20 protein-coding genes are annotated in these 24,862 nt (G+C 71.2%); 11 read left to right on the top strand and 9 right to left on the bottom strand.

Annotated elements, in window-relative coordinates; all coding sequences use genetic code 11:
- Nucleotides 1-1,186 (bottom strand): ATP-binding protein (locus AB0I15_RS38010; protein ID WP_358106805.1); only part of this gene is annotated, 1,186 nt, incomplete at its 3' end.
- Between the two features lie 59 nt (nt 1,187-1,245).
- On the bottom strand, nt 1,246-1,653 hold the full coding sequence (locus AB0I15_RS38005; protein WP_358106802.1) for a hypothetical protein: 408 nt from the start codon (nt 1,651-1,653) through the stop codon (nt 1,246-1,248).
- 282 nt (nt 1,654-1,935) lie between these two features.
- On the opposite strand from AB0I15_RS38005, the gene AB0I15_RS38000 reads away from it, so the two are divergent.
- Nucleotides 1,936-5,730, top strand: a complete 3,795-nt coding sequence (locus AB0I15_RS38000; protein ID WP_358106799.1) for a helix-turn-helix domain-containing protein — start codon at nt 1,936-1,938, stop codon at nt 5,728-5,730.
- 16 nt (nt 5,731-5,746) lie between these two features.
- Here AB0I15_RS38000 and AB0I15_RS37995 read toward each other — a convergent pair whose 3' ends face one another.
- Complete coding sequence (locus AB0I15_RS37995) at nt 5,747-6,157, bottom strand: MerR family transcriptional regulator (protein WP_358106796.1); 411 nt, start codon at nt 6,155-6,157, stop codon at nt 5,747-5,749.
- A gap of 126 nt (nt 6,158-6,283) precedes the next feature.
- Here AB0I15_RS37995 and AB0I15_RS37990 point away from each other — a divergent pair, with 126 nt between their 5' ends.
- Nucleotides 6,284-7,225: a chlorophyllase gene (locus tag AB0I15_RS37990; protein WP_358106793.1), complete on the top strand. Its 942-nt coding sequence runs from the start codon at nt 6,284-6,286 to the stop codon at nt 7,223-7,225.
- A 129-nt stretch (nt 7,226-7,354) separates the two neighbouring features.
- Here AB0I15_RS37990 and AB0I15_RS37985 read toward each other — a convergent pair whose 3' ends face one another.
- Nucleotides 7,355-8,560 (bottom strand): alpha/beta hydrolase, encoded by a 1,206-nt coding sequence (locus AB0I15_RS37985; protein WP_358106790.1) that lies wholly within the window; start codon nt 8,558-8,560, stop codon nt 7,355-7,357.
- Nucleotides 8,561-8,727: 167 nt separating this feature from the next.
- Nucleotides 8,728-9,099: a VOC family protein gene (locus AB0I15_RS37980; protein ID WP_358106787.1), complete on the bottom strand. Its 372-nt coding sequence runs from the start codon at nt 9,097-9,099 to the stop codon at nt 8,728-8,730.
- A 255-nt stretch (nt 9,100-9,354) separates the two neighbouring features.
- Here AB0I15_RS37980 and AB0I15_RS37975 point away from each other — a divergent pair, with 255 nt between their 5' ends.
- Entirely contained in the window at nt 9,355-9,651 is a 297-nt protein-coding gene (locus AB0I15_RS37975; protein ID WP_358106784.1) for an ester cyclase, read from the top strand.
- 215 nt (nt 9,652-9,866) lie between these two features.
- Complete coding sequence (locus AB0I15_RS37970) at nt 9,867-11,267, top strand: ankyrin repeat domain-containing protein (RefSeq protein WP_358106781.1); 1,401 nt, start codon at nt 9,867-9,869, stop codon at nt 11,265-11,267.
- Nucleotides 11,268-11,328: 61 nt separating this feature from the next.
- On the opposite strand, the gene AB0I15_RS37965 is transcribed toward AB0I15_RS37970, so the two are convergent.
- Nucleotides 11,329-11,769 carry a hypothetical protein gene (locus tag AB0I15_RS37965; RefSeq protein ID WP_358106778.1) on the bottom strand — a complete coding sequence of 147 codons (441 nt, stop codon included), beginning with the start codon at nt 11,767-11,769 and terminating at the stop codon, nt 11,329-11,331.
- Nucleotides 11,770-12,313: 544 nt separating this feature from the next.
- On the bottom strand, nt 12,314-13,045 hold the full coding sequence (locus AB0I15_RS37960) for a DUF3592 domain-containing protein (RefSeq protein WP_358106775.1): 732 nt from the start codon (nt 13,043-13,045) through the stop codon (nt 12,314-12,316).
- A gap of 264 nt (nt 13,046-13,309) precedes the next feature.
- On the opposite strand from AB0I15_RS37960, the gene AB0I15_RS37955 reads away from it, so the two are divergent.
- The 6 genes from AB0I15_RS37955 (at nt 13,310) to AB0I15_RS37930 (ending at nt 21,398) form a co-directional block, all read left to right on the top strand.
- Nucleotides 13,310-14,767: a M4 family metallopeptidase gene (locus AB0I15_RS37955; RefSeq protein WP_358106772.1), complete on the top strand. Its 1,458-nt coding sequence runs from the start codon at nt 13,310-13,312 to the stop codon at nt 14,765-14,767.
- A 201-nt stretch (nt 14,768-14,968) separates the two neighbouring features.
- Nucleotides 14,969-15,730 (top strand): MerR family transcriptional regulator, encoded by a 762-nt coding sequence (locus tag AB0I15_RS37950; RefSeq protein WP_358106769.1) that lies wholly within the window; start codon nt 14,969-14,971, stop codon nt 15,728-15,730.
- A gap of 817 nt (nt 15,731-16,547) precedes the next feature.
- The gene (locus AB0I15_RS37945; RefSeq protein ID WP_358106766.1) at nt 16,548-18,107 is read left to right on the top strand and encodes an alpha/beta hydrolase; all 1,560 of its coding nucleotides are present in this window, start codon (nt 16,548-16,550) and stop codon (nt 18,105-18,107) included.
- A gap of 196 nt (nt 18,108-18,303) precedes the next feature.
- Nucleotides 18,304-18,966 (top strand): hypothetical protein, encoded by a 663-nt coding sequence (locus tag AB0I15_RS37940; RefSeq protein ID WP_358106827.1) that lies wholly within the window; start codon nt 18,304-18,306, stop codon nt 18,964-18,966.
- A 210-nt stretch (nt 18,967-19,176) separates the two neighbouring features.
- Nucleotides 19,177-19,845 (top strand): hypothetical protein, encoded by a 669-nt coding sequence (locus tag AB0I15_RS37935; RefSeq protein WP_358106763.1) that lies wholly within the window; start codon nt 19,177-19,179, stop codon nt 19,843-19,845.
- A 380-nt stretch (nt 19,846-20,225) separates the two neighbouring features.
- Entirely contained in the window at nt 20,226-21,398 is a 1,173-nt protein-coding gene (locus tag AB0I15_RS37930; RefSeq protein ID WP_358106760.1) for a sigma-70 family RNA polymerase sigma factor, read from the top strand.
- 18 nt (nt 21,399-21,416) lie between these two features.
- Here the strand turns inward: AB0I15_RS37930 and AB0I15_RS37925 are convergent, their stop codons facing one another.
- On the bottom strand, nt 21,417-21,566 hold the full coding sequence (locus AB0I15_RS37925; protein WP_358106757.1) for a hypothetical protein: 150 nt from the start codon (nt 21,564-21,566) through the stop codon (nt 21,417-21,419).
- Between the two features lie 112 nt (nt 21,567-21,678).
- Nucleotides 21,679-23,064, bottom strand: a complete 1,386-nt coding sequence (locus tag AB0I15_RS37920; protein ID WP_358106754.1) for an SPFH domain-containing protein — start codon at nt 23,062-23,064, stop codon at nt 21,679-21,681.
- A gap of 156 nt (nt 23,065-23,220) precedes the next feature.
- On the opposite strand from AB0I15_RS37920, the gene AB0I15_RS37915 reads away from it, so the two are divergent.
- A complete protein-coding gene (locus AB0I15_RS37915; RefSeq protein WP_358106751.1) occupies nt 23,221-24,861 on the top strand; it encodes a RecQ family ATP-dependent DNA helicase in 1,641 nt (546 codons plus the stop codon).
- Nucleotide 24,862 lies beyond the last annotated feature (1 nt).

The following is a 24,862-nucleotide window of genomic DNA, read 5'->3' as shown; positions in this document are numbered from 1 at the left end:
ATTCCTCCGCTTGGTGCTGACTTTGGCGGTGCGCTTGAGTTTCGGCTCGGCCCCCGCCCCGGGGCGGGGCGACCCGGGCGCCGCGGGGGGGGGGCGCCGCCCGGACCCAGGCGGTGAGCCGGGTGGCGTAGCCGGCCGCTTCCTGCCTGCCCTGCGGGACCGACGTGCCGGCCGACAGGATGTGGCCGGGGCCGGTGGGTTCGGCCAGGCGCAGCCGCCTTAGCCCGGCGAGCGCGGCGTCCGCCTCGACCGGGGAGGGGAGGGCGGCCAGTGCGGCGAGCACCGGCGCGGAGACCGGCACGCCGGGCAATGCGGCCAGCGCGCGGGCCGCCGCGGACGCGTCGCCGTCCAGGGACGCGACCAGGGCGCGGGCGGCGGTGTCCGGGTCGGCCGCCACGGACAGCACACCGGACGCGCGCATCAGGGCGGCCGCCTGGAGGAGCGTCCTCGGATGACCGTTCGCGGCCCGGCACAGCTCCCGGACGGCGGCGGCCTCCTCATCGGTCATCGTGCCGGCCGGGTCCGCGGCGGATCCGGCCGCCTCGGCCATGGTCAGGGTGATGGCGTCGGCCTCCGCCAGGCCGCCGAGCGGGAGGACGTAGCCCTCCGCGCCCAGGAGCCGCCGTGTCGAGGAGAGGAGCAGGCCGATGCCGGGAGTGGCGTCGAGCAGTCGCTCCAGCGACTCGGCCGAGCCCTCGTAGCCGTCGATCACGACGAGCGCCCGCACCCTGCCCATCAACTGGCGCAGCCGTTTGGGCGACGGCAGGTGGCCGGGGCTGTCGTAGCAGGCCTCGAACAGCTCCTGGACGATGTCCTCGGTCTCCAGCCCGGCGGCCGACAGGTAGACGACGTCCTCGCCGGCGTCCGCCTCGTCGCGGGCGATCCGGCTCAGCACCGCCGACTTGCCGATGCCCGGCGGCCCGTGGACGAGAACGGGCGCGCTGCGCTCGGCGAGCCGGCCGCGGATGCGCGCCAGGTCCCGGTCCCGGCCGACGAGGTCCCCGGCGCTCGGCGGCAGCCAGCGTGGGTCGGGATGCTCCCGCTTGCGCACCGGGATCGGGCCTCCCTCGCGCTCGCCGAGGATCGTACGCTCCTCGGTGTACTGGACGGTGATGTTGTCGCCCACGAGCACGGGTCCGTTGTTATCACCGCCGATGCTCACCTGGACGGCGTTTCGCGCTGTCACTTCTCCTCCGATTCCCCCACCAGATGGTTCTTTCGCGGCGGCCGGGCGGCCCGGCGGCGTCATCGCCCCTCCGAGCGGCGGATGCGGGCGACGTTGTGATCGCCGATGATCAGGTTTCCGTTGTTGTGGCCGCCGATGCGTACGTTCGTCGCGCCCGCGGCGCCGTCCTGGAGGTCGCGGAGCAGGCCCGCGATCTCGCCCGCGTATTCCGGCCGCCTCGTCAGCAGCTCGACGATCCGCCCCTGCCAGTGGCCCGCCATGACGGACGCGGGGATCGCGCTGTCGCGCAGCGCCTGGCCGTACCGCTCCAGCTCCGCCTCCACAGCCGGCACCTGCTCCGGATCGCCGCCGCCCAGGATCCGGGCGATCCTGGCCCGCCCGCTCGTCCAGCCGTCCGAGACCATCGCCTGCACCAGGGCCTGCGCCGCCGTCCCGGCGAGGGTCAGCACCTCAAGGTCCATCGTCACCCGCTTTCTTCGCGCTATACCAGTGGCATATGACCGCTTTTAACGACATTTCCGGAAAGGCCGGATGGTTGCTTTCTGTCCGTGCCCCTATTTGCCGGGCAGAAGCCTCGCGACGCCCCCACCCGACCGCATGCCGTAACCCCGCCCATATGCCTTCATGACAAAATTCAACATCGCGCCGGGCGCTCAATGCGGTGGCGGAGAATTACCCGTACAACTCCGTACAGGGCCGATTAGCATGGGCGGCGGCATTGTTCCCGAGAGGACCTCAGGAGACGCTCGATGCAGCAGCGGCCGCCGTCCCCCGACGATCCTCCCGGCCCCGCCCTCATCACCACCCGCGAGGAGTTCGCCGCGGCGCTCAGCCGGCTGCGCGAACGCGCCGGCATCTCCGTGCGCGCCCTCGCCGCGGCCGTCGGCGGGCAGAGCGGCACCATCGGCGACTGGCTCGCGGGCCGCGGCCTGCCCGCCACCTCCTCCCGCGAGCTGCTGGTCAAGGTGCTGCGCGCGTGCGGGGTCACCGACGCCGCCGCCCTGGAGCAGTGGCTGGCGGCCTGGCTGCGCGTGCGCCGCCAGCCCGGCCCCCGTCCCGCCGGCCCGGAGCCGTACCGAGGTCTGCACGGCTTCGGGCGCGGGCACACCGAGTGGTTCTTCGGGCGCGAGACGGTGACCGCGCGACTGATCGCCGAGTTGACCCGATCACCCGCGCCCGCCCAGCCCTTGATCGTGGTCGGCGCCTCGGGATCGGGCAAGTCCTCGCTCCTCGAAGCGGGCGTGGCGGCACGACTCGCCGACGCCGGCCGGCGGGTCGAGACGTTCACCCCCGGCGCCCGCCCGCTCGACGCCCTCGCCGCGTCGCAGGACCCCCGCCCGGACGTGCTGATCGTGGACCAGTTCGAGGAGGTCTTCACCCTCTGCGAAGACGCCGCGGAGCAGCGCCGGTTCATCGACGCGGTGTGCGCGGCCACCGCCGCCGGTCCGGTGGTGCTCGGCCTGCGCGCCGACTTCTACGCCCACGCGATACACCACCCGGCGCTCCTCGCCGCGCTGCAGGACAGGCAGGTCACCATCGGCCCCATGAACGAGCGCGAGTTACGCGACGCCATCGAGAAACCGGCGCTCAAGGCCGGCGTCGAACTCGAAAAGGGCCTGGTCGAGCTGGTGCTGCGCGAGGTCGCGCCACCCGGCGGCGGCAACGGCGAGGCGCACGAGGCCGGCGCCCTCCCGCTGGTGTCCCACGCCCTGTGGTCCACCTGGCGCAAGAGCCAGGGACGCAGGCTGACCATCGCCGCGTACCACGAGGCCGGCGGCATCGACGGCGCCGTCGCGGAGACCGCCGGCAAGGTCTACAAGTCGCTGACCGAGCCGCGACAGGCCCTGGCGCGGCGGCTGTTCCTCACCCTGGCCCACATCGCCCCCGACACCGCGATCACCCGCCGCCGCCTCCGGCTCCCCGAACTGCTCGCCGAGCTGCTCCCGGGCCCGGACGACGGCGCGCAGGCCGCCGAGATCGAGGACGTGCTCGACCGGTTCGTCGCCGAACGCCTGATCACGGCCGACGCGGAGAGCGTGCGGATCAGCCATGAGGCGCTGCTGTCCGCCTGGCCCGAGCTGAGATCCTGGCTGGAGGAGGACCGGGCCGGGCTGACCGTCGGACGCGACCTCGCCGCCGCCGCGTCCACCTGGCACCGGGCCGAACGAACGCCCGACGTCCTGTACCGGGGGACGCGCCTGGCCGTCGCCCGCGAATGGGCCGAACGCGTCGGCGGCCACACCGCACCCGGCCGGCTGGCCCGCGAGTTCCTGGCCGCCTCCCTGACCCTGGAGCGCGCGCAGGCGGACGCCGAGCGCCGCGGAGCCCGCCGCCTGCGCCTGCTGGCCGCCGTCCTGGCCGTGCTACTGGTCCTCACCGGCACCGCCGTCGTGGTCGCGGTGCGCCAGCAACTGCTGGCGGGCCGGCAGCGCGACACGGTGCTGTCGGGCAAGGTGGCCGGCGACGCCGTCGCGCTGCGGGCCGGCAATCCGGCGCTGGCCGCACAGCTCGCCCTCGCCGCCCACCGGGTCACCCCGACCCCCGAGTCCCGCGGCGCCCTGCTCAGCGCGCTCGGCAACCCGTACGCCACGGTGGTCGGCGAGCACACCGACGCCGTCTACGCGGCGGAGTTCAGCCCCGACGGGCGACGCCTGGCCAGCGTCAGCCTCGACGGGACGCTACGGCTGTGGGACGTCACCGACCGGCTCCGCCCGGCCGCGCAGGCCACGGCGACCGGCGATCCGGCCGGCCTCGCCGCGGCGGCGTTCAGCCCCGACGGCCGTACCTTCGTCACCGGCGGCAACGACAAGACCGCGCGCCTGTGGGACATGACCGCGCCCGGCGGCCCGGTGCCCGTCGCGACACTGGCCGGGCACACGGAGGGCATCATCGGCGTGGCCTTCACCTCTGACGGCCGCACCGTGGCGACGGTCGGTTACGACCGTACGGCGCGGCTGTGGGACGTCACGGACCCGCGCCGCCCCAGCCCGCTGGCCACGCTGGACGCCGGCCCCGCGCCCCTGTCCGCGGTGACCTTCAGCCCGGACGGCCGGACCATGGTCGTCACCGCCTTCGCCGAGCGGGTGTCCGTCTGGGACGTCGCCGACCCGCCCCGTCCGCGACGCCTGCCCGACCTGACCGGCCACACCGGCAACGTGCTGGCCGCCGCCATCAGCCGCGACGGACGGCTGCTGGCGACGGGCGCCTTCGACAACACCGTGCGCTTGTGGGACTTCAGCGACCCCCGGCGCGTCCGCCACCTCGCCACGCTGACCGGGCACGAGAACGGCGTCGTCGCGATCGCGTTCGGCCCCGACGGGCGCACGCTGGCCACCGGCAGCTACGACCGCACCGTACGGTTGTGGGACATATCCGACCCGAAGGGCGCGGATGACCGCAACTCCGCCGTGCTGGCGGGGCACTCCGGCACCGTCTACACGGTCGCCTTCCACCCCGACGGGGCCTCCCTCGCCACCGGCGGCGGGGACGACGCCATCCGGCTGTGGGATCTGCGCCGGCCGATCCTGGCCGGCCAGAACGGCCAGGTGGCGGCGCTCGCCTACCGCCCCGACGGCCGTGTCCTCGCCACGGGCAGCTACAAGAAGACCAGGCTGTGGGAGGTCTCCGGCTCCGGGCACGCCCGCCCGCTCGCCGTCCTGGACGCCCAGCCGAACAGCGTCACCGCCATTGCCTTCTCCCGGGACGGGCGGCTCATGGCCACCGGGAGCCTCGATTTCACCGTGGCCCTGTGGGACGTGGGCGATCCCGCCCGGCCGCGACTCCTGAAGCTGTGGGACGCCGGGACCCGCAACGTGTTCGCCGTGGCGCTCGCCCCCGACGGGCGCACTCTCGCCGTCGCGGGCGAGAAGTTCGACATCGGGCTGTGGAACATCGCCGACCCGGCCCGTCCCCACCTGCTCACCCGCGCCACCGGGCACGGCGACGCCGTCCACGCGCTGGCGTTCGCCCCGGGCGGCCGGGTGCTCGCCTCGGGCGGCGGCGATCACACCGTGCGGCTGTGGGACGTGGCGGACCCAGGGCGCCCGCGTTCGCTCGCCGCCGTACGGGCGCACGACAAGAGCGTGCTCGCGCTGGGGTTCCGCGACGACGGGCGTGTCCTCGCCTCCGGCGGCGCCGACCGCACCGCCCGGCTGTGGCGGGTGGACGACACCTCCCGCCCGGCGCCCGAGGCGGTGCTCGGCGCACACACCGACAGCGTGACGGGGGTGGCCTTCCAGGCCGGCGGGCGCGTGCTGGCGACCGGGAGCAACGACGGCACGGCCCGGCTCTGGGACGTGGCCGACCCGGCGCGGCCGCTCGCCTCGGCCGCGCTCACCGGCCATGCCGGCACGGTGAACGCGGTGGCCTTCGCGCCCGGCGGGGCGGTCCTGGCCACCGGCGGCGAGGACTCGACGGTCCGCCTGTGGGGCACCGACCCGGGCCGGGCCGCCCGGGACGTCTGCGCGCTGGTGTTCCCCGCGATCACGCAGGGGGAGTGGCGGCGCTACCTGCCGGACCTGGCGTACCGGCCGCCCTGCCGGTAACCCGTCGGCCGTACCGTCAAGTGCCTGGAGATCGAGACGGACGCGGTTCCTCACGGGCCTCCGGCCGGCAGGACCTGCCTGTGAGCAGGTTGGCGCCGGCGGCGGTGACGACGGAGTCGAGTCGTTCCAGGGCGTGTGTCAGATCGGTGATGCGCCGGCCGATGCGGTCGCGCTCCACGGCCAATCGCCTGAGCAGCTCGGGAGTGGCGCGGCCGTCGAGGACGCACGGCATGAGCTCGACGATCGTCTTGCTGGAGAGCCCGGCGGCGTAGAGCTGCTGGATGAGCTCGACCCGGTCGACCGCGCTCTCCGGGTAGTGGCGCTGGCCACTGGGGCTGCGCTCGGCGGCAAGCAGATGCTGCTCTTCGTAGTAGCGCAGCGCACGCACACTGACGCCGGTTCGGGCGGCGAGCTCTCCGACGCGCATCTTCTCCCCCTCGTGACGTACGTCACGCCCCTTGCCTCTGACGTCAACGTCAGGTTTTAGCGTAACCCACGGGCACCGACTCCCGCGGCCCCTTCGACCTGCACCACAACTGAAAGAAGCCCACTCATGACCGTTTTCGAGACGACCGGTCTCACGAGCCCCGCGTCCGCCCCGATCGTGTCGGTCAAGCCGATCGTGTTGCCCGCACCGCGACGCGGCGAGGACCAGCCCGTCCGCGTCTCCGCCCCGGTCACCGGACACGACCTGCCGATCGTCCTCTTCGCGCACGGGTTCGGCTCGAACCTGGACGGCTACGCACCGCTGGTCGACCACTGGGCCGCTCACGGCTTCGTGGTGATCCAGACCACCCACCTCGACTCCAAGAGGCTGCGCCTCGCCGAGGACGACGCCCGCAAGCCCCGGCTGTGGCGCTACCGCGTCCAGGACATGAGGCGCATCCTCGACCACCTCGACGCGCTGGAGGCCGCCGTGCCCGGCCTGGCCGGCCGGGTGGACCACGGTCGCATCGTCGCGGCCGGGCATTCCTTCGGCGGCCAGACGGCAGGCATCCTCGTGGGCCTGCGCGTCGTCGATCCGCGGACCGGGATCGCGCAGGACATGTCCGACCCTCGCGTCATGGCGAGCATCCAACTGGCCACGGCGGGCAAGGGCGGGGCCGACCTGACCCCCTTCGCCCACGACAACCTTCCCTGGCTGCGCGACCAGGACTTCTCACACATCACCGCACCCGGACTCGTCGTCGCCGGCGACAGGGACGAACTCCCCCTGTCCACCCGGGGAGCGGCCTGGACCATCGACCCGTACACCCTCAGCCGAGGGAACAAGAGCCTGCTCACGCTCTTCGGCGGCCGGCACTCCCTCGGCGGCATCTCCGGGTACGAGGTCACGGAGACCACCGACGAGAACCCTGAACGTGTCGCCCTGGTCCAGCAGGTCACCCTCGTCTACCTGCGCCACGTCACCGGCGTCGACAGCGGCGGCTGGGAAGCGGCCCGAACCACCCTCGCCGGCGATTCCCACCCGCTGGGGCGCCTGGAGTCGAAGTGACCCACCTGCGGCGCGACTCCACCAACAGCAGGCCGGAGCGTCGCCATTCGCGCAGGTCCCGGCCCACGCATTCGCCGCTCCTCGTCGGCGCCGGCGCATGGCGGGTATGGCCGGCGCCTCCACTCGATCTCAGGGATTCTGGAAGGTGACTTCAGGGTTGGCGGGGGTCGGGCCGTCCAGCAGGGGCCGGTGTGCGCCGTGTAGGTGCCGGTCGAAGAAGGCGCCCACGTACGCCGTGGTGATCTCGCCCGACCGCTTTCCCGACAGCGGTGCCTTGGGGTCGGTGATCCCGGCTTGTTCACCCAGGATGGGCAGGTCGATGAAGGTGAAGTGGCCGGAGTCGGCCACGGTCAGCCAGCGCTTCCAGCCGTCCAGACGGTTCCAGTCGCGGAGCCAGGTGGTGTCGGCGGAGCCGGGCGAGTGCTGGGCCTTGGTGCCGAGCATGAGAAAGGGACGCCTGCCGAGGCCGGAGACGGGAACCGGGGCGAAGAACGTGCCGTCCATGTCCACCCCGGCGCGTACGCGGGGGTCACCGGCCATGACGCTGGCTGCGGCGTTGCCGCCGAGCGAATGACCGGCGGCGCCGATCCGGCGGGGGTCGATCATCTGTCGGCGCTTCCAGGCGGCCCCCGCAGGGCGGGTCAGCCGGTCGATGACGAAGGAGATGTCGGCCGCCCGGTTGACGGCGGCCTTGGCCAGCAGCTCCTTCTCCGCCTCATCGGTGGGGGCCTTCTCCACCATCTCGCACGCGACGCAGGTCAGGGTGCGGCCGCCCGGGAAAGTCGTGCCGAACGACTCGTAGGCGTGGTCCACGAGTGCGACGACGTTGCCCTTCGAGGCGAGGTCTTCGGCGAGCGTGGTCAGGGTGGCGCGGTTGAGGGTGAAACCGGGGGAGAGCACGATCAGGGGGTGCCTGCCGCCGACGGGACGGGCGCCGACGCGTGCGTTCGTGCGGACGTCGGCGAGGCGTTCGGCCGGCAGGACGGTGTCGAGCTTCTGTCCCTTCAGGAGGAGACGGGCCTCGTCGACGCCCATGTACGGTGCGGCGCTCCCGCCGGTGCCGGCCGGGTAGTACATCGACACCATCAGCTCGCGCGCGCCGGCCGTGGGCACCCACAGGTCGCGGCGGTCGCCGTCGACGAGATGCAGGGTGTCGCGCCCGACGTCGTACCGCCCGGTGGGGCGAGGGATGGCGAAACGCACGTCGGACGTGCTCAGGAAAGCGGCGGTTGTAGCGGCCGCGGAGGCGGGCGACGATGTCGCGGCTGCCGACACAGGCAAGGAGAGCGTCAGGCTGAGAAGGACGGCCGCGGCGTCGCGGCGGGTTCTGATCATGGGCAGCACTGTAGGAACGACGCGGTTGTGCCTGACATGCCCGAAAGGCCAGCTCGCGCCCTTACTTTCGTCAGGGTTCGCGGGAAGCACCCGCATCACGACCGCCCGGGATGATCATCATCGGGCCGGCCAATCCGGGGCACTCGAGGTGGCGGGCGTGGCCCCGGCTACTCGTCGCCCTCGACGCAGAACTCGTTGCCCTCGATGTCGGCCATCATGACCCACCCGCCAGGATTGACGCCCCGGCGGTCGTCCACGATGCGTGCACCCAACGATTGGAGCCGGACGACTTCCTGATCCTGTGATCCGTCGTGTGGCATGAGATCGAGGTGAACGCGATTCTTGGTGCGCTTCGGCTCCGGCACCTCGACGAAGACGAGGTGAGGGTAGACGTCACCTTCGGGGCCCACCCACCAGAAGGGGTTGCCCGGCATCTCGACTTTCGAGCGGGGCCAGCGGGTGACCTCGCTCCAGAAACGCGCCATGGACTCGGCGTCGGAGCAATCGAACGTCACATTCAAGATCGAGGACCTGCTCACCCACGCCTCCTACGCTGAGCCCAACCCACAGCGGAGCCTCGCACGGGCGGCGCAACGTGGCAAAGCAATTTCCGGCCGGGGGAGCCGTCCCAGACGGCCTTCCACCTCCGGACGGCAGCCACACCACCGGTCGGGCTGCGGCGCGGGCACGCCCCGTTGGCCCAGCCCCGGCTGCCCTGGCCGGTGGACGCATCCCTTCCATGCCTTGATCGTTAGCATCTATGTGATCTTTCCCTTGCTCGCGCGTAGCATGCCGTGGACCACGATCCCGCGCCGGGGCAGGGGCCGGGCCCCGAGGGCTACAAGGCGCTGTTCGCCGAGATGCGCACCGCGTTCCCGGACCTGCACGTCGAGATCGAGCACCTGATCGCCACAGAGGACGAGCACACCATCAGCGGCACCCACCTGGGCGATCTCATGGGCCACCCCGCCACCGGCAAGAAGGTCGGTTTCCGCGGCATGCAGATCAGCCGCTTCGCCGACGGCAAGCCGGTGGAGCGGTGGGGGAGCAGCGACCAGCTCGGCATGCTGGGCCGGCTCGGGCTCCGCTGACCGTCTGGCCATGTGCCCGGGGAGAAGGTCGACTCTTCGACGCCTCCTGACGGTTGCCTCCACGCGGAGGCGATCACTACTCTGAAGGGAGCGTGCGAGGGCGCTGCCAGTCCGCGGGCAGGGATTTTCCCACCTCGACCAGCACGTCAGCGCACCGGACAGGACCCACCTCTTTCCGGCCGGGCAAGCGGACCTCGGCGACGAAGGAGGTCGCGATGTCCGATCGCCATTTCGAGCTGCCGGTCCATCCGAACCTGGAGTACTACCGCAAGCAGGCCAAACACCTGCATCACGCGTACGCGGCGGGCGACACGACGGCCGACACGACGGCCGAAGCCCGGGTCGCCGACGTGCTGGGCGGTCGAGCCGCCGAGCGGTTCCTGCTCAGCGACGCCCTGTTCGTCCTCGCCCAGGAACACGGATTCCGGACCTGGGCCGAGTTCCGCGTACACGTCGAAAGCCGCGGCACCACCGAAGAACGGCCGGTCTCCCGCCTCATGGGGGTAAGACCGGGCATCTACGCCGCGATGGCCGATGCCCTCCTCGTCGAGTTGCGCCGCGCCGACCCCCGCGCGCTGCGGCGGTTACGGGCTTACGTGCCCCGGCACGCCACCACGGCCACGACCGCCACCACGGCGGCGAGCACGGCCGCGACCGTCGAGCTTCGCGACGCGCGGCTGGTCATCGCGCGGGAGCTCGGCTTCCCCACCTGGCGGGAGCTCGTGTCGTTCACCGAGAAATCCCGGCGCGATCGCGGCGAACGCCGGGAGCGGCGGCGGCAGTTGCGCCGCGAGGCCGAAGCCCTGCTGGCCGGCGATGCCGATCGGCTGGCCGGTCTGACCGCGGAGCAGGCCGACACCCTGCTGCGCCTGCTCGCCGGCCCCGAGGCGATCCCCGGTGTCCGGCTCGACAAGGAGCTCGGCGTGCCGCGCGCCGCAGTCGAGGTCCTGCTCGGCAAGGCCACCGACCTGGATCTCCCGCTCACCTGGGCGGCCCGCTTCGACCGGCTCGCCTACGTGCGCCTGCTGCTCGACGCCGGCGCCGACCCTGGCGCCCGGAAATGGGGCATCACTCCGCTGGAGAACGCCGTCTACCACGGCAACACGGAGGTCGTCGACCTGCTCGCCAGGTACGGAGTCGTCCCGCAGGCGCTGTGGACGTATGCCGCCTGCGGCCGGCTGGACCTGGTGCGGGCCTGTTTCGACGCGGACGGCAGGCTCCGGCCGGACGCCGCCCCGGCGCGCCCCGACCTGGCCGACACCGGGGCGGGCTTTCCGTCTCGGCTGCCGCCGAGCGATGATCCGGAGGAGATCGTGGGGGAGGCGTTCGTCCATGCCTGCCAGCACGGCCGGACCGAGGTCGTACGCTGGTTCCTCGATCGCGGCGTCCACCCCGACGTCGCGCCCTACCTCGGGCGTACCGGCCTGCACTGGGCGATCCCGGGCGGTCGTCTCCCCGTGATCCGCCTGCTCCTGGAGCGCGGTGCCGACCCGACCATCCGCGACGATCTCCTCCAAGTCGACGCCGACGGCTGGCTGCGCATCACCTTCGCCGCTCGCCCGTACGATCCCGTGACTCAGCAGCTCCACGAGCTGATCGGGTCTGGATCGCACTGAGCCACCGCGGCCGGTCCGGCTGTCCACCGGCGTGTCGCATGAGGGGCGCGGGTCATTTCTGTCACTTCCTGCGTCCCAGCAACACGTCGAGGGTGACGACGCCGTGGGGGGCGTCCGGTTCGTGGTGGGCGCGGTACTGACCGAGTGTGGGCAGGATCTGCTGGTAGCCGCACAGGTCGCGGAGGAGGCGTTCGACACCCGCGTACCCCTCGTCCACGAAGAAGTCGGTCTCGAAGTGGGGGATCGGCTCCAGGAACCGGATCTCCATCACGGCCTCCTCCGGGTCGAGGAGGAACGCGGCGTAGAAGTCCTCGTGCGGCTCGGCGATCTGGCGCTCCAGAGGGCCCAGGTCATCCTCGATGGACGGCGGGAACCCCCGCACCTTGCAGATCCCGAAGCCCTTGATGCACCTCTTCTTCTTTCGCCCGAAGTACCCTTTGACGATCGTGATCCCGTCGACGTCGCCTTCCAGCACGACGCCGTTCACCACTGCCCTTGACATACGCGGCTTCCCTTTCGGTCCCCGATGGCGCTCGATGCGCACCTGTGGTCGGAGCATGCTCGGGCAGCGTGAGCACATCGTTAAGACCCAGGTCAGGCGGGTGCGTGGCCGGCGAGGCAACCGGCCACCGAGGGTAGGACCCGGGCGGCGGCGTCACCTCCAGGACCTCCACGGCCTCGTCCAGAACGAAGCCGTGTGATCCACGTCGGCGCTCGTGCGCCAGAGCGTCATGTCGACCGGTCGCCTCTCACGGACGGTCGGCACCATGACCGGCGGGCCGGCCGGTTGCCGAGGGAAGGAACGACGCTCACCACCCGGTCCAGGCGTTACTCGGCTCTTCTTCTCCCTTCGCGGAGGCACACCGTGCGAGCCCTCAGAGGGGCCGGTTCACCGATCTGGCGTTCAGGCCGCCTTCCACGCCGAGCAGTTGTTCCCCGACGGTCGCGCCTCGCCTCATGTCGGCTTCACCAGGCCATGGCAAGGTTCATCCTGATGCCGGAGCTCGCTCGGCGGACTGCGAAACACGCCACGGTAGACAGGCCCGTCAGGGAAGGGATGGGCGCGCGTCCAGATCAACGAGGTTGCGGCTCGGGTCGGCCGCGTCGTACAGCACGCGAACGCGGGTCTGGCCCCGCAGGCGCGGGCCCGGGTCGTCGCGGAGGTGGTCGCTGGTCGCGGTGTACGTCCGGCCGGTGCGCTCATCCTGCCACGTCGCATGGACGACGTAGGGGTGCCGGTTGGTCACCCGCACGGTGAAGTCGCGTCCCACGTGCTCGATCTCCGCCCACACCGGCCGGCCCTGCTCCCGGAGCCAGGCGCGCAACCGGGCGATGCGCCGCCCCTTGACGAACAGGACCGCCCCGATCGGGGTGAACACCGCGCCCAGCCCGCCGACGATCAGCGGAGCGAGGAACGCCGACCCGAACGACGCGATCCGCGCGTCGGACGGATCGTCCGGGTCGTAGGCGACGGGTACGCTCTCGCCCTCCTTGTGGGACGGCGGGTTGCCACCGGTGGAACTCACGAACGTGTACCGCCTGCCGCCGACGGCGAACTCCACGGTCGGGTAGTACGACGTGCCGCTGCGGGCATGGCCGTCGGACCCCCGGGTCGTGGTGGTCCGTGCGATCAGCGAGACCACGGTGCCGTCGGTCCGTTCGGCCGAGCCGAGGAAGCTTGCCGTGGAGGCGGCAAGCGCGATGCCGACGCAGAGCAGCACCAGCCCGATCAGACCGAAAATCCCGCCCACGATGGTGAAGAGTCGTCCGTTGTGCATAGGAGCAGTGTGCCAAGGCGGAGCAGTTCACGAGCGACGTCACGAATGCACCATGTGCCCACGGGCCAGGAGACCTGGGCCGGTCACCGTGCTGCCTCACCCCTCTCCTCCAGGGAGGTGGGGCGGACCGTGCAAAGATCTTGACCCATGGTCACGGTGACGGGCAAGATCTCGCATTACGGTCCTTGACCGCCATTCGGTGTGTCGCCGTACATCCCACCTGGGTGGGCGATCGGAGGAAATGTGCGGTTATCCAGCGTTGTGGTGACGGGTGTCATGCTGGCGGGCCTGGTGGCCGTCCCACCGCCCGCGTACGCGGCTCCGGGCGAGGAACTGCACGCCGTACGCACCGTCACCGGCCCCGACGGTGTCGAGCACATCCACCACGACCGCACCTACCAGGGATTACCCGTGCTCGGTGGAGACGTCATCACGCACGGGGACCGGGCTCCGGAAAGCCGTACCCTCTCTCCGCTGACCGCCCTGTCCACCACGCCCCAGGTGTCCGGCCCGGCCGCCGTGGCGATCGCGGCCAAGAGCTTCCCGTACGAGCCGAGCGGGTCACCGCGGCTGGTGATCGAGGGGATCGGCGACACCGCCGCGGCCCGTGTGCCCGCGCCGGCCTGGGACGTGCTCGTCACCGGCACCCGGCCGGACGGCCTGCCCACGGCCCTGCACGTGCTCGTGGACGCCGCGACGGGCGTGGTGCGCACCACCTACGACGACGTACAGGCCGACACCGGTCACGGTTTCCACTCCGGGGACGTGCCGCTCACCACCACCACGTCCGGCACGTCGACCCTGAGGATCCTGAAGGACCCGACGCGCGGCACCTTCGGCACCTACGACGCCGACACCCGGCGGTACTTCACCGACGCCGACGGCGACTGGGCCAACGGCAAGCCGAGCAATCCGCAGACGGACGGCGTGGACGTGCAGTGGGGCGCCGCGGTGACGTACGACTTCTACAAGCAGACCTTCGGCTACACCCTCGTCGAGAACTCCGACTTCTCGGATGGGCCGAGCACCCTGAACGCCGGGGTGCACGAAGGCGACAAGCTGTCCAACGCCTACTGGAGCGCGCAGTGCCACTGCATGCGCTTCGGCGACGGCAACGGGGTCACCACCAACCCGTACACCTCCCTCGACGTGGTGGCGCACGAGGCCACCCACTCGGTGATCGCGCGTACCGCCAAGCTCTTCTACACCGGCGAGTCCGGCGGGCTCAACGAGGCCACCGCCGACATCGCCGGCAACCTGGTGGAGTTCTTCGCCGCCAACCCCAACGACACGCCCGACTACCTGGTGGGCGAGAAGGTGTGGAAGGCCGCGCCGCTGCGCTACATGGACCGGCCCAGCAGGGACGGCGCGTCCCCCGACTGCTGGTCGCCCACCGTCGGCAGCCTGGACGTGCACCGCTCCTCCGGCGTCGGCAACCACGCCTTCTTCCTGCTCGCCAACGGCAGCGGCCCATCGGCCTGGGGCGACAGCCCGACCTGCGACGGCGCCACCGTCACCGGCGTCGGCCGCGACACCGCCGCCCGCCTGTGGTTCCACGCGCTGACCACGCAATGGACCTCATCGACCGACTACGCCGGCGCGCGCGCCGGGATGCTCGCCGCGGCGAGCGAACTCTACGGGCAGTGCGGAGCCGAGTACCGCGCCGTCCAGGCCGCCTGGTCGGCGGTCGCCGTGACCGGCGCCGACCAGCCCTGCCCCTGACCACCGCGCTGCCGCGGGCTACCCGGGGAAAGTCCGTGGCGGCGATGTGCGAGCGTCAGCGACGTCATGACATAGCCTGCAAAATGTCATGACAAGGCGGTGACGAGGCGCACTGCCGGACGAGTGCCGCGACGGCGGTGATCGACCAGATGAAAGGCTTACGCCGGGTACTGATGGGTTCGGAGCCGAAGGAGAAGATCGTTGCGCAGCAGTGAACTGGCCGCACTCGCCGGCGTCACCATCCGTACCCTGCGGCACTACCACCAGATCGGGCTCCTCGAAGAACCCGAGCGCTCGGTCAACGGCTACCGCGACTACGACGTACGGCACGTGGTCCGGCTGATGCGGATCACCCGCCTGACCGAGCTCGGCCTCCCGCTCGCCGCGCTGCCGGACATACTCGACGATCCCCAGGCCGCCGAGGCGCTGCTCGACGAGCTGGACCGGCAGGCCGCCGCCGAGATCGAACGGCTCACCAGCCGGCGGGAGGACATCGCCCGGCTCCGCCGCCACGGCGCGATGCCCGACCTGCCGCCGGAGATGGCCGCCTACGGACCCACCCTCAGCGCCGTCGCCGACATCGCCCCCGACACGGCGCGCCACGAGCACGAGCAGCTCGTCCTGATCTCCCACCTGATCGGCGAGAGCGACACCTCCACCCTCGCCGGCGCCCTGAAGCGGCACGCCATCTTCACCCCGGCCACCACCGAGCTGCTCCGGCGCTACGCCGAACTCGGCCCGGACACCCCGCAGGAGGCCATCGAACAGCTCGCCGACGACATGGTGACGCAGTACCGGCCCCTTCTGGAGAACTGGCCCGACATCGAGTTCGGCGCCGACGTCTCCTCGATGCTGGTCGCCTACGGCGAGCGCCATCTCAACGACCAGCAGCACCTCGCGAACCAGCTCTTCACGGACCGGTTGATCAAGCAACTGACGAACGGCAACGTGCCGGCGCCCTGACGAATTCAGCTCAAGACGCGAAGCGCCCCCATGGGGGCTTGGACGACTGCGCGGGCACGCATGTCCACGTGAGGATCTGGCCCGTGTTGACAAGCGCTTGACCCATGTGGTCGCAGTCGCTCTCGTACACGTAATACGAATGCGTATACCACACGGCAAGCGAGCTGCGGGTGTCGGACGTGGCCGCGCCGGCCACACCGGTCAATCCGGGCCGAACGCGGAGGCCCATCAGAACCGAAGCGAACAGTTTGCCTTTCATGCTTTCCCTAGCCCTCGAATCGCCAACGACGATTTCGTTTGCTTTTGAGTCGCCTCTGCCAGCGAAATGCCAGGCTGATCACGCGCCGACCCCGTCAGTTCAAGGCGCGAAGGTCCCATGGGTGATTCGCAGATACGATTCCACGCAGGTTCACGCCTTAGTAGTTGTAGTGGGACCACACTGCCGCGCCGGCGGTACCGGTCAATCCACAACTCAGCGCGCGCTTCTGCCGTTCATTGCGCTCCCCGGACGGGGCCATCCTGTGGACCTCGGGCGTCCTGCCGGGCCGATGCGCCGTTCCGTACGCGAATTGACTCGGACGCGACGTCATAGTTTTGGATGTTCTCCATGCGCTTCGGTGCGCGGCGGGTGGATGTGCCCAGCCGTCCGCGACTGCCGGAACCCAGGGGAGGCGCAGCCGGCGGTCGCGTCGCGAGCCGGCCGAGCATCCGTGGCCGGCCGGCCTGGAGTCACGCGTCCTGATTCCAGCGCGTCCACGCCCTCCGCGGTGCCGCGTACCCCTGGTCGATCATCACCTCCGACGACAGGAGAAAGCACATGTCATATCGCAAGAGATCGGCCGTCGTCATGGGCGCCGTGGCGTTGACGCTGCTGCTCGGCGCGTGCGCCGGCCAGGCCGCCGGCGCCGAGCAGGCCGCCGGGCGGGCCGTCCCGTCCGGCGGCGGTCTGGACCGCTTCTACGGGCAGAAACCGGTGTTCAAGCCGTGCGATCCGAAGCTGCCGCCGGGCGTACCGGCCGTCGAGGCCGAGTGCGCGCGGCTCAAGGTGCCGCTCGACTACCGGAATCCGAAGGGCAGGCAGGCGGAGCTGGCGCTGCTGCGGGTGCCCGCGCGTGGCAAGGATCCGATCGGGTCGCTCGTGCTGAACCCCGGCGGTCCCGGCTTCCCCGGTACGGAGCACGCGGCCCTGACCGCCGCCGTGTGGGCGAAATCGCCGATCACCGAGCGCTTCGACCTGGTCGGGTTCGACCCGCGCGGCGTCGGCGCCTCGACCCCGGCGCTCGACTGCTACACCGACGCCGAGCGTGACCTCGGCGCGAAGATCTCCTCGATCCCCGCCGGCCTGGACGACTGGACCGAGCGGGAGACCCGCCGGCTCCTCGAGCAGTGCGCCAAGCGTTCTGGCGGCGAGCAGGTGCTCGCGCACGTCGGCACCCGCGACGTCGCGCGGGACATGGACGTGCTGCGCCAGGCCCTGGGCGATGCGAAGCTGTCCTTCGCGGGCACCAGTTACGGGACCCGGCTGGGCGCCGTGTACGCCGAGATGTTCCCGAAGAAAGTCCGGGCGCTGGTGCTCGACGGGGCCATGGACCCCCTCGCCGGCACCCACGAGCGACGCATCCAGCAGGCCACCGGGATGCAGGCCGCGTTCGAGCGCATGGCCGCCTCCTGCGCCGACAAGCAGAAGCAGGACTGCCCGCTCGGCACCGACCCGAAGCGCGCCACCAGGGCCTTCCAGCAACTCGCCCGGCCGCTGGTCGACAAGCCGGCCCGGACCTCCGACGGGCGCGGGCTGACGTTCGAGCAGGCGGTCGAGGGCGTGACGGCCGCGATGTACCTCGAGGCGATGTGGCCCACCGCGATCGCGGGCATGGCCGAGCTGAAGGCCGGCAAGGGCGACACGCTGCTGAAGCTGCGCGACGGCTACCACGGGCGGACCGCCGACGGCGGCTACCCCGACTCGCTCGAGGCCACGATGACGATCAACTGCCTGGACGAGGAGCGCCACACGCCCAAGCAGGAGACCGCGATGACCCGGGCGTGGTTCAAGGCGGCGCCGTTCACCGACCACGGCCGCCCGATCAAGGAGGCGCGCGACGGCTGCGAGCAGTGGCCCGTCAAGCCGACGCTCGGCTACCCGTACGCCACGAACATCAAGGGCTTGACCGATACGCTCACGGTCTCCGTCACGGGCGACGCCATCACCCCGCACGAGGGCGGCATCAACCTGGCCAAGGCACTGGGCGGCAGCCTGCTCACCGTCGAGGGCGAGCAGCACGGCGCCCTCCTGGCCGGCAACGCCTGCGTCAACGAGACCGTGGCCGCCTACCTCATCGACCTCAAGTCCCCGGCCGAAGAGGCCCGGTGCAAGCTCTGAACCGGTCAGGTGACCCATCGTCGGCGGCCACGTTGAGGACCCCTGACCCCAGAGATTCCTGAGGTCAACCGGCAAGCTCCTGCCGCTGCGCCATGGGCAGGAGCTTGCCGCCCATGGTGCCGTCCAGAGGCGTGCGGCGCGGCCGGAGAAGCCGCAGCCGCCGAGACGTTTTCCCGTGAACGAGATGGAGCCTGAAATGTTCAAGGAATGGCGCAGACGCCGGGCTGTGCAACGTGTCCAGCCCGGCAATGGGCGTCCGTTGAAGCGGTTTCGCTGGTGGCAGCCGCTTTCCCGGGCATTGTTCTATCTTCCGCTGAAGAGCGATGATGGCCGGCCGGTGGTCTACGCCATCGACGTACGCCATGTGCAGCGATTTCTGTCCGACGACGGCAAGGGCAGGGCCCATCTGTACCTCGACGGCAGGCATCACGCCGAGTCCAGGCTCCCCGCCGCCTTTCCCGTTCAGGGTGGCACGATCGAGGTGGCGCCGACGGCCTTCGGTCTCAAGCGCTGCCACTACGTGACCGCCGAGGGGACCGAGCACCGGCTCATCCCGGATCGCAGCTCCGGCGAAGGGCGCCGCGCGCACCTCGACCGCGAGCACCCCGCGCTGAGCCGCTGGATCGCCTTCTGCTCGCTGGTCTTGCTCGTCATCCCGCTGCTTCTCCTCATCCCGCAGCTCATCGAAGTGGTCTTCAAGCTGCCCCCGGTAAGTCAGCGCTTCGGGACGTTCACCTCGCCCGTCCGTCTGCCGGCATGGCTCAACCTCACGCTCACGCTCGGCGCCGCGGCGGCCGGCTGGGAGCGCGCACTGCGCCTGCGCTACAACTGGTTGCTGGACTCCATGGCCAGAGGATGACGGCGGCGCCCAGCCGGGTTTCATAAATGTTACGCCCGCCATGAAAGCCGATGATCTCATCACCGTAAATCGGCTGTCCGCCCACATTCGGAGAGCACCACGGAATTTCGTTTCCGGCCGTTGACAGCCATCCTGATACCGATCACAGTATGCATGTTCGTGCCGGATACCCGGACTGGTCGTGGTCCCGAGGCGGAGCGAAGGTGGAAGATGGCCGGCGTGCGAGAAAAAGCTTATGACTCGTTAACCGTCGAGAAGAAGTCAAACGGCCGGCGCGGGAAATTCGCTGCGTTCACCGCGCTCGCGGCCCTGATTCCCGGCCTGGCGGTGGTCGCCACTCCAGGCGTCGCGCACGCCACCGACTTCGGTCCGGTGATTCCGTGCCCCAACTACTCCGACATCGTGTGGCGGCAGACCACCGTCGGCCGCGTGGCCGTCTTCGAAGGGTATCGATACACCGCCGTCTCCGCGGTCTCGACGTTCAACGTCAGCGACGCCCGGGTGGTCGACAACACCCTCGACACACCGATCAACGCGACCTTCACCTCGTCGCAGTCGCGGACCTGGCGGGTCCAGATCACCACCACGGTGGGCACGGCCGGGGAACTGGCCAAATCCCTGCAGGCCAGCGTCAGCACCCAGATCGTGCAGGAACGGACCACGGCCATCGGTGTGGACGCCAGCCTTGTCGTCGCCCCGCGCAGCCGGGTGACCGGCCAGTACGGAGTGCACGCGTTCGACGTCGTCTATGACGTCCAAACGGTGCGGGCCTGGCCGGCGATCCCGAACCGGATCGAGCGATGCTTCGATCAGGGCGTCCAGCGGGGAGCCACCAACGCGCCGACCTTCTCCGAGGGCTGGCGGTTCATCGCGGGCTAGCCACGATGGCGCCGGTGGCTCAGCCGCTGAGCAGCTAGTCGCGGGCCCTCCCCAACGGGGAGACGCCGCCCCAACCCCAACGGCGCCACCGCCAGGTCCCGCCGTTCCCGTGTTGTGCCCGGTCACGCCGCCATCACCTCCAGCCAGGTGTACTCGCACCCGTCGCCGGAGCGGTTGAGGGCGGCCGTGGTGGCCGCCGGCGCCCCGTCCAGGGACGATGGCCAACGTCGCCCTGTGCTCGCCGTGCATCGAGAGGCACAGGGTCAGCGGCCGCCCGGTCTTCGGCCTCGCGAGGTTCCCGTCTGATCCCCGGCCCCTGAACCATTGGGACGTCCCACGGCAAGTACGGGTGTTCCCGAATTCGCACGGAAAGGCGGCCCATGACGGGACCAACCGCGACTGCAGACAGCGCGGACGCGGCCCTGCTAAGCCGGTCGTTACTCGAGCCGGAGGTCTTCGCCGAGATCTTCGACCGGTACGCCCCGGCGCTCCACCGCTTCGCCTCCCGCAGGCTCGGCGACGAGGCTGCCGACGACATCGTCTCGGAGACCTTCCTGACCTCCTTCCAGCACCGGCGCCGCTACAACGCCGAGCACGGCAACGCCCGCCCCTGGTTGTACGGCATCGCGACCAACGTCATCCACCGGCGCCGCCGTACCGAGCTGTCTCACTACCAGGCGACCATGCTCGACGGCGCCAGGCCGGCGTCGGCCGGGCTGGTGGAGGACGGGGTGACGACGCTGGCGGTGAACCGCCCGCTCCTGTCGGCGATCGCCGGGCTGAAGGCGGGTGATCGCGACGTGCTGTTGCTGGTGGCGTGGGCGGAGTTCACCTACGAGGAGACGGCCGGAGCGCTCCTCGCAGACAAGCCCGAACCGGACCGGCGGGACCTGGCGCCACTGCGCGTGTCCCTGCTGGAGGAGCGCTGGGAGCCCGCCACAGGCCCCAAGCCGTGGCTGATGCGCGAGCGCGAAACCAGCCGGGCGGACGCGCCGGGAATGCCGCGCGCCAAGTTCCCCCACACGAGCGAGGTGAGCGACCGTCTCTTCGAGACCGACTGCAAGCAGGCACCCAGCGGCGCGCTGACCTACGCCGGCATGGCCGGCGTCACCCCTGACCAACTGCGCAAGAAGGTCGCCGAGGGAGGGCCCGACGTCTGGAACACGATCAGCACGCTGATCCGCGCCGCCGCGGTCCGGCCAAGCGTGACCCCGGAGCTCTACAGGATCGCCGCCGAGGTCAAGGGCATCAAGCTGATCCCCGAGACGGTCGACGCCGTCGGCCGCCCCGGCATCGGGGTCGCGCTGGAGAGGGACGGCTCCCGCAGCGTGATGATCTTCGATCGCGAAACCTACCGTTACCTCGGCGAGCACTTCGAGGTGCTCGACCCGCGGAAGCACGCCGTCGAGGGACTCGACCTCGACGAGGAGACCGCGAACAGCCCGAAGCTGCGGCTGGCCGTCGTCGACTCCAGCGCGCTGGTCGCCGTGGACGTGGCCGACGGGCTCCCCAAGCTGTCGGCGAACGCATCCACGTCCAAGATCCCCTGCTGACCGGCGACCGGGTGACCGTCACAGCGAACGGCTGCCGGCCGAGGGTCTGCCGGACGAGCGGTTGTTCGACATCACGCGGTTGCTCGCGTAGAAGTACGGCGACGCCGACAAGGCGGAGATCCCGCTGATCGTGCAGTCCGCCGAGGGGAACGCGGCGAACGCCGCCATGACTGGACGAAAGGTTGCACCCGGCCGCGAACTCCCCGCCAGAGCAGCTCAGGAACCCTGGCGGGGGCCGCTGTGCCGAATGCCGAGATCAGCTTCCGAACCGGGCCTGCCGTCAAGGACCCGGCTTGTCGCCGTCGATGGCCGATCGCAGGACCCCGACCACCACGGCGAGCTCGGCGAGCAGGCCCGACACGGTCGTCCGGTCGCCCCCGTTGATCGACACCATGCGCAGCTCCTCCGGCTTGGGGAGCTTCGCCATGATCTCGGGCAGCAGCCCGATCAGCTTGGCCTGCAGGCTGGCCGGCGTCTGCTGGTTGTCGATGTCGGCCCGCAGCCGCGTCCGCTCCACGTCGAGCAGCGCCCGCTCGTGGTCGGCCAGCACGTGGGAGCGGGCCAGCTCCAGTTCGCCGTCGAGCTCCAGGCGCTTCAGCTCCCGCTCCCGCTCGATCCGGAGCCGGCCGGTCTCGGCCTCCTCGGCGTGCCGTTCGCGCTCCATCCGCAGCGCGTGCCGGGTCGTCTCGGTCTCCAGCTCCGCCACCGCCCTGGTGTCGTCGTGCTTGCGCTGGGTACGCCGCAGCCGCTCGGCGACCTCGGTGTCGAACTGCCATGCCTCGTTGCGGGCCCGCAGCTCGGCCAGCTCCCGCTCGTACTCCAGGCGCTGCGTCTCCTTGAGCCGCTCGGCCGCCATCTCGCGCTGCGCGATCGCCTCCTCCGACTCCAGCTCGGCCAGGCGGGCGACCTGTCCCTGCTCGGCCCGGTAGGGCTTCTGCAGGTTCTCCCAGAGCCGCGACGAGCTGACGACCGCCTCCTTGATCTGGACGGTGACGATGCGCAGCCCGAGCCCCTGGTCGGTGTTGTCCTCGCCCTCGGCCACCGCCCGCAGCCGGGCCGTCAGCTCCTCGATGATGGGCTGCTTGTCGCTGAGCACGTCGCGCACGCCCATGGTCGCGACCTTGTCCTTGATGGCCGCCTCCGCCTGCTCTCGCAGTTGCAGGTTGACCAGCCGCATCGGGTCGGCCTGGTCGCCGAAGTCCAGCTTCCGGTACGCGGTGGGAAAGGACTGGATGCCCCACTGCACGTATCCCTGGACCAGGACGCCCTGCAGCTCGCGGCAGATGCAGTAGGCGTTGATGAGGATCGTCTGCGTGGCCCCCGGCACGACCAGGAACGAGTCGGTGGCGGGGTTGAAGCGGAACGACACGCCCAGGCCGATGTGCAGGGGGTTCTCGCGGCCACGCCGGGTGTGGACCACGAAGGCGTTGGGCGGGACGAGCACGTTCTTCCAGCGCCAGAAACCGGTGATCCGCACGTCCACCGGGCCCGGCGTCGCCTTCTCGGCCACCGCCCCGCCCAGGGCTCGCTCGCGCTTGACCAGCGGGCCCGCCCCGGGCGGCGGCTCGCCGGGGGCGCCGCGGCGCGACCGCAGATCGTCCTCGAGTACGGCCTGCTGCGCGACGACCTGGTCCAGATAGGCGTTGCCCTTGCCAGTGGTGCTCATCGTCCCCTCCGGCCCACCTCACGACTGCCGATGAAGTCTCGCCTACGCCGCCGAGCCGCCGCAACCACCAGTTGATCGCCGCAACCGATCGCCCGATCGGGCATGCGGCGCGCGAGCGCGGGTAATGGGCGCCCCACCGAGTGGAGGATGGGTGGCATGGGATTGTGGATGAGGCTGAAGGGCCGGTTCGGACGGCAGGGGCGGCGGTTACGGGCCACGGCCCGGCGGAGCTTCGGCTGGCCGCGGTTGCGCCCGGGGCAGCAGGAGGCGATGGAACACCTGCTCAACGGGCGTGACGTGCTGCTCGTCATGCCGACCGGCGGCGGCAAGTCGGCGGTCTACCAGGTGCCGGCGCTGCTGCTCGACGGCCCCGCCGTCGTCGTCTCGCCGCTCATCGCGCTCCAGCGCGACCAGGTGACCGGCCTGCTCAAGGCCGACGCGGGCGGCGCCGTGGCGGTGAACTCGACCTCCTCCGTGGCGGCCGGGCTGGAGCGGGTGACGGCGGGCGACGCGGCGTTCGTGTTCCTGTCGCCGGAACAGCTCGCCAAGCCCGACGTCGTCGAACGGCTCGCGCAGGCCCGGCCGTCGCTGATCGCGATCGACGAGGCCCACTGCGTCTCGTCCTGGGGGCACGACTTCCGCCCTGACTACCTGCGCCTCGGGAAGGTCATCGAGCGCCTGGGGCATCCGCCGGTGGTCGCGATGACCGCCACCGCCGCGCCGAACGTCCGCGAGGAGATCGTCCGCTCGCTCGGGCTGTCCGCGCCGGTGGAGATCGTCAGGGGATTCGACCGGCCGAACATCTCGCTGGAGGTCCGGCGCTTCGTCCGCGCGCAGGACAAGAGCCAGGCCCTGATCGAGTACGCCGCCTCCCGCCAGGGCCTCGGCCTGGTGTACGTCGCCACCCGCAGGGAGACCGAGGAGTACGCGGCCGAGCTGGCCGCCATGGGACGCCGGGCCGAGCCGTACCACGGGGGCATGCGCTCCGCCGAGCGCACCCGCGTACACGATCTGTTCACCGCGGGCGACGTGGACACCATCGTCGCGACCTCGGCGTTCGGGATGGGCATCGACCGGCCGGACGTGCGTTACGTACTGCACGCCGCCCCGCCGGAGTCGCCCGACGCCTACTACCAGGAGATCGGCCGGGCGGGCCGGGACGGCGCGCCGGCCTCGGCGGTGCTGTTCTACCGGCAGGAGGACCTGGGCCTGCGCCGGTTCTTCACCGGCGGCCGGGCCGACGCCGACGCGCTGCTGCGGGTGGCGACGCTGGCCCGCGAGCACGCCGGCAAGGTGCCCGCGAGCGAGCTGGCCGCGCTGCTCAAGGTGAGCACCTCCCACCTCACCCGGCTCGTCAACCTGCTGGAACGCGCGGGCGCCCTCTCCGTGTCCGGCGACGGCGACCTGCGGTACACCGCCCGCGCGCTCACCCCGGAGCAGGCCGTCGCGCGGGCGGTCGAGCTGGACGAGGCGCGGCACCGCGTGGACGACTCCCGCATCGACATGATGCGCGGCTACGCGGAGACCCGGGGCTGCCGCCGCCGGTTCCTGCTCGAATACTTCGGCCAGCCGTACGCCGGGCCGTGCGGCTCGTGCGACACCTGCCAGGACGGCGAGCCGCCGGAGCCGGCCCCCGAAGGTGGCGAGTTCCCTGTGCAGGCGAAGGTGACGCACACGATGTGGGGGCCGGGGACGGTCATGAGCCGTGAGCACGACCGGATCACCGTGCTGTTCGACTCGGTCGGCTACAAGACCCTGTCGTTGACCGTGGTGGACGATGTCCTGCGCCAGTCGTAGC

Source organism: Nonomuraea sp. NPDC050643, from assembly GCF_040654715.1.
In the GTDB taxonomy this organism is placed as follows: Bacteria; Actinomycetota; Actinomycetes; order Streptosporangiales; family Streptosporangiaceae; genus Nonomuraea.
This window is presented reverse-complemented; position numbering and strand designations above follow the sequence as displayed.

What these genes read in the sequence shown, in the direction of transcription:
- AB0I15_RS37915 (WP_358106751.1), top strand. Translation starts at nt 23,221, where the DNA reads ATGGGATTGTGGATGAGGCTGAAGGGCCGGTTCGGACGGCAGGGGCGG.
- AB0I15_RS37945 (WP_358106766.1), top strand. Translation starts at nt 16,548, where the DNA reads ATGTCATATCGCAAGAGATCGGCCGTCGTCATGGGCGCCGTGGCGTTG.
- AB0I15_RS37965 (WP_358106778.1), bottom strand. Translation starts at nt 11,769, where the DNA reads ATGTCAAGGGCAGTGGTGAACGGCGTCGTGCTGGAAGGCGACGTCGAC.
- AB0I15_RS37935 (WP_358106763.1), top strand. Translation starts at nt 19,177, where the DNA reads ATGGCCGGCGTGCGAGAAAAAGCTTATGACTCGTTAACCGTCGAGAAG.
- AB0I15_RS37995 (WP_358106796.1), bottom strand. Translation starts at nt 6,157, where the DNA reads ATGCGCGTCGGAGAGCTCGCCGCCCGAACCGGCGTCAGTGTGCGTGCG.
- AB0I15_RS37970 (WP_358106781.1), top strand. Translation starts at nt 9,867, where the DNA reads ATGTCCGATCGCCATTTCGAGCTGCCGGTCCATCCGAACCTGGAGTAC.
- AB0I15_RS37940 (WP_358106827.1), top strand. Translation starts at nt 18,304, where the DNA reads ATGTTCAAGGAATGGCGCAGACGCCGGGCTGTGCAACGTGTCCAGCCC.
- AB0I15_RS37990 (WP_358106793.1), top strand. Translation starts at nt 6,284, where the DNA reads ATGACCGTTTTCGAGACGACCGGTCTCACGAGCCCCGCGTCCGCCCCG.
- AB0I15_RS38000 (WP_358106799.1), top strand. Translation starts at nt 1,936, where the DNA reads ATGCAGCAGCGGCCGCCGTCCCCCGACGATCCTCCCGGCCCCGCCCTC.
- AB0I15_RS37925 (WP_358106757.1), bottom strand. Translation starts at nt 21,566, where the DNA reads ATGGCGGCGTTCGCCGCGTTCCCCTCGGCGGACTGCACGATCAGCGGG.
- AB0I15_RS37985 (WP_358106790.1), bottom strand. Translation starts at nt 8,560, where the DNA reads ATGATCAGAACCCGCCGCGACGCCGCGGCCGTCCTTCTCAGCCTGACG.
- AB0I15_RS37920 (WP_358106754.1), bottom strand. Translation starts at nt 23,064, where the DNA reads ATGAGCACCACTGGCAAGGGCAACGCCTATCTGGACCAGGTCGTCGCG.
- AB0I15_RS37960 (WP_358106775.1), bottom strand. Translation starts at nt 13,045, where the DNA reads ATGCACAACGGACGACTCTTCACCATCGTGGGCGGGATTTTCGGTCTG.
- AB0I15_RS37930 (WP_358106760.1), top strand. Translation starts at nt 20,226, where the DNA reads ATGACGGGACCAACCGCGACTGCAGACAGCGCGGACGCGGCCCTGCTA.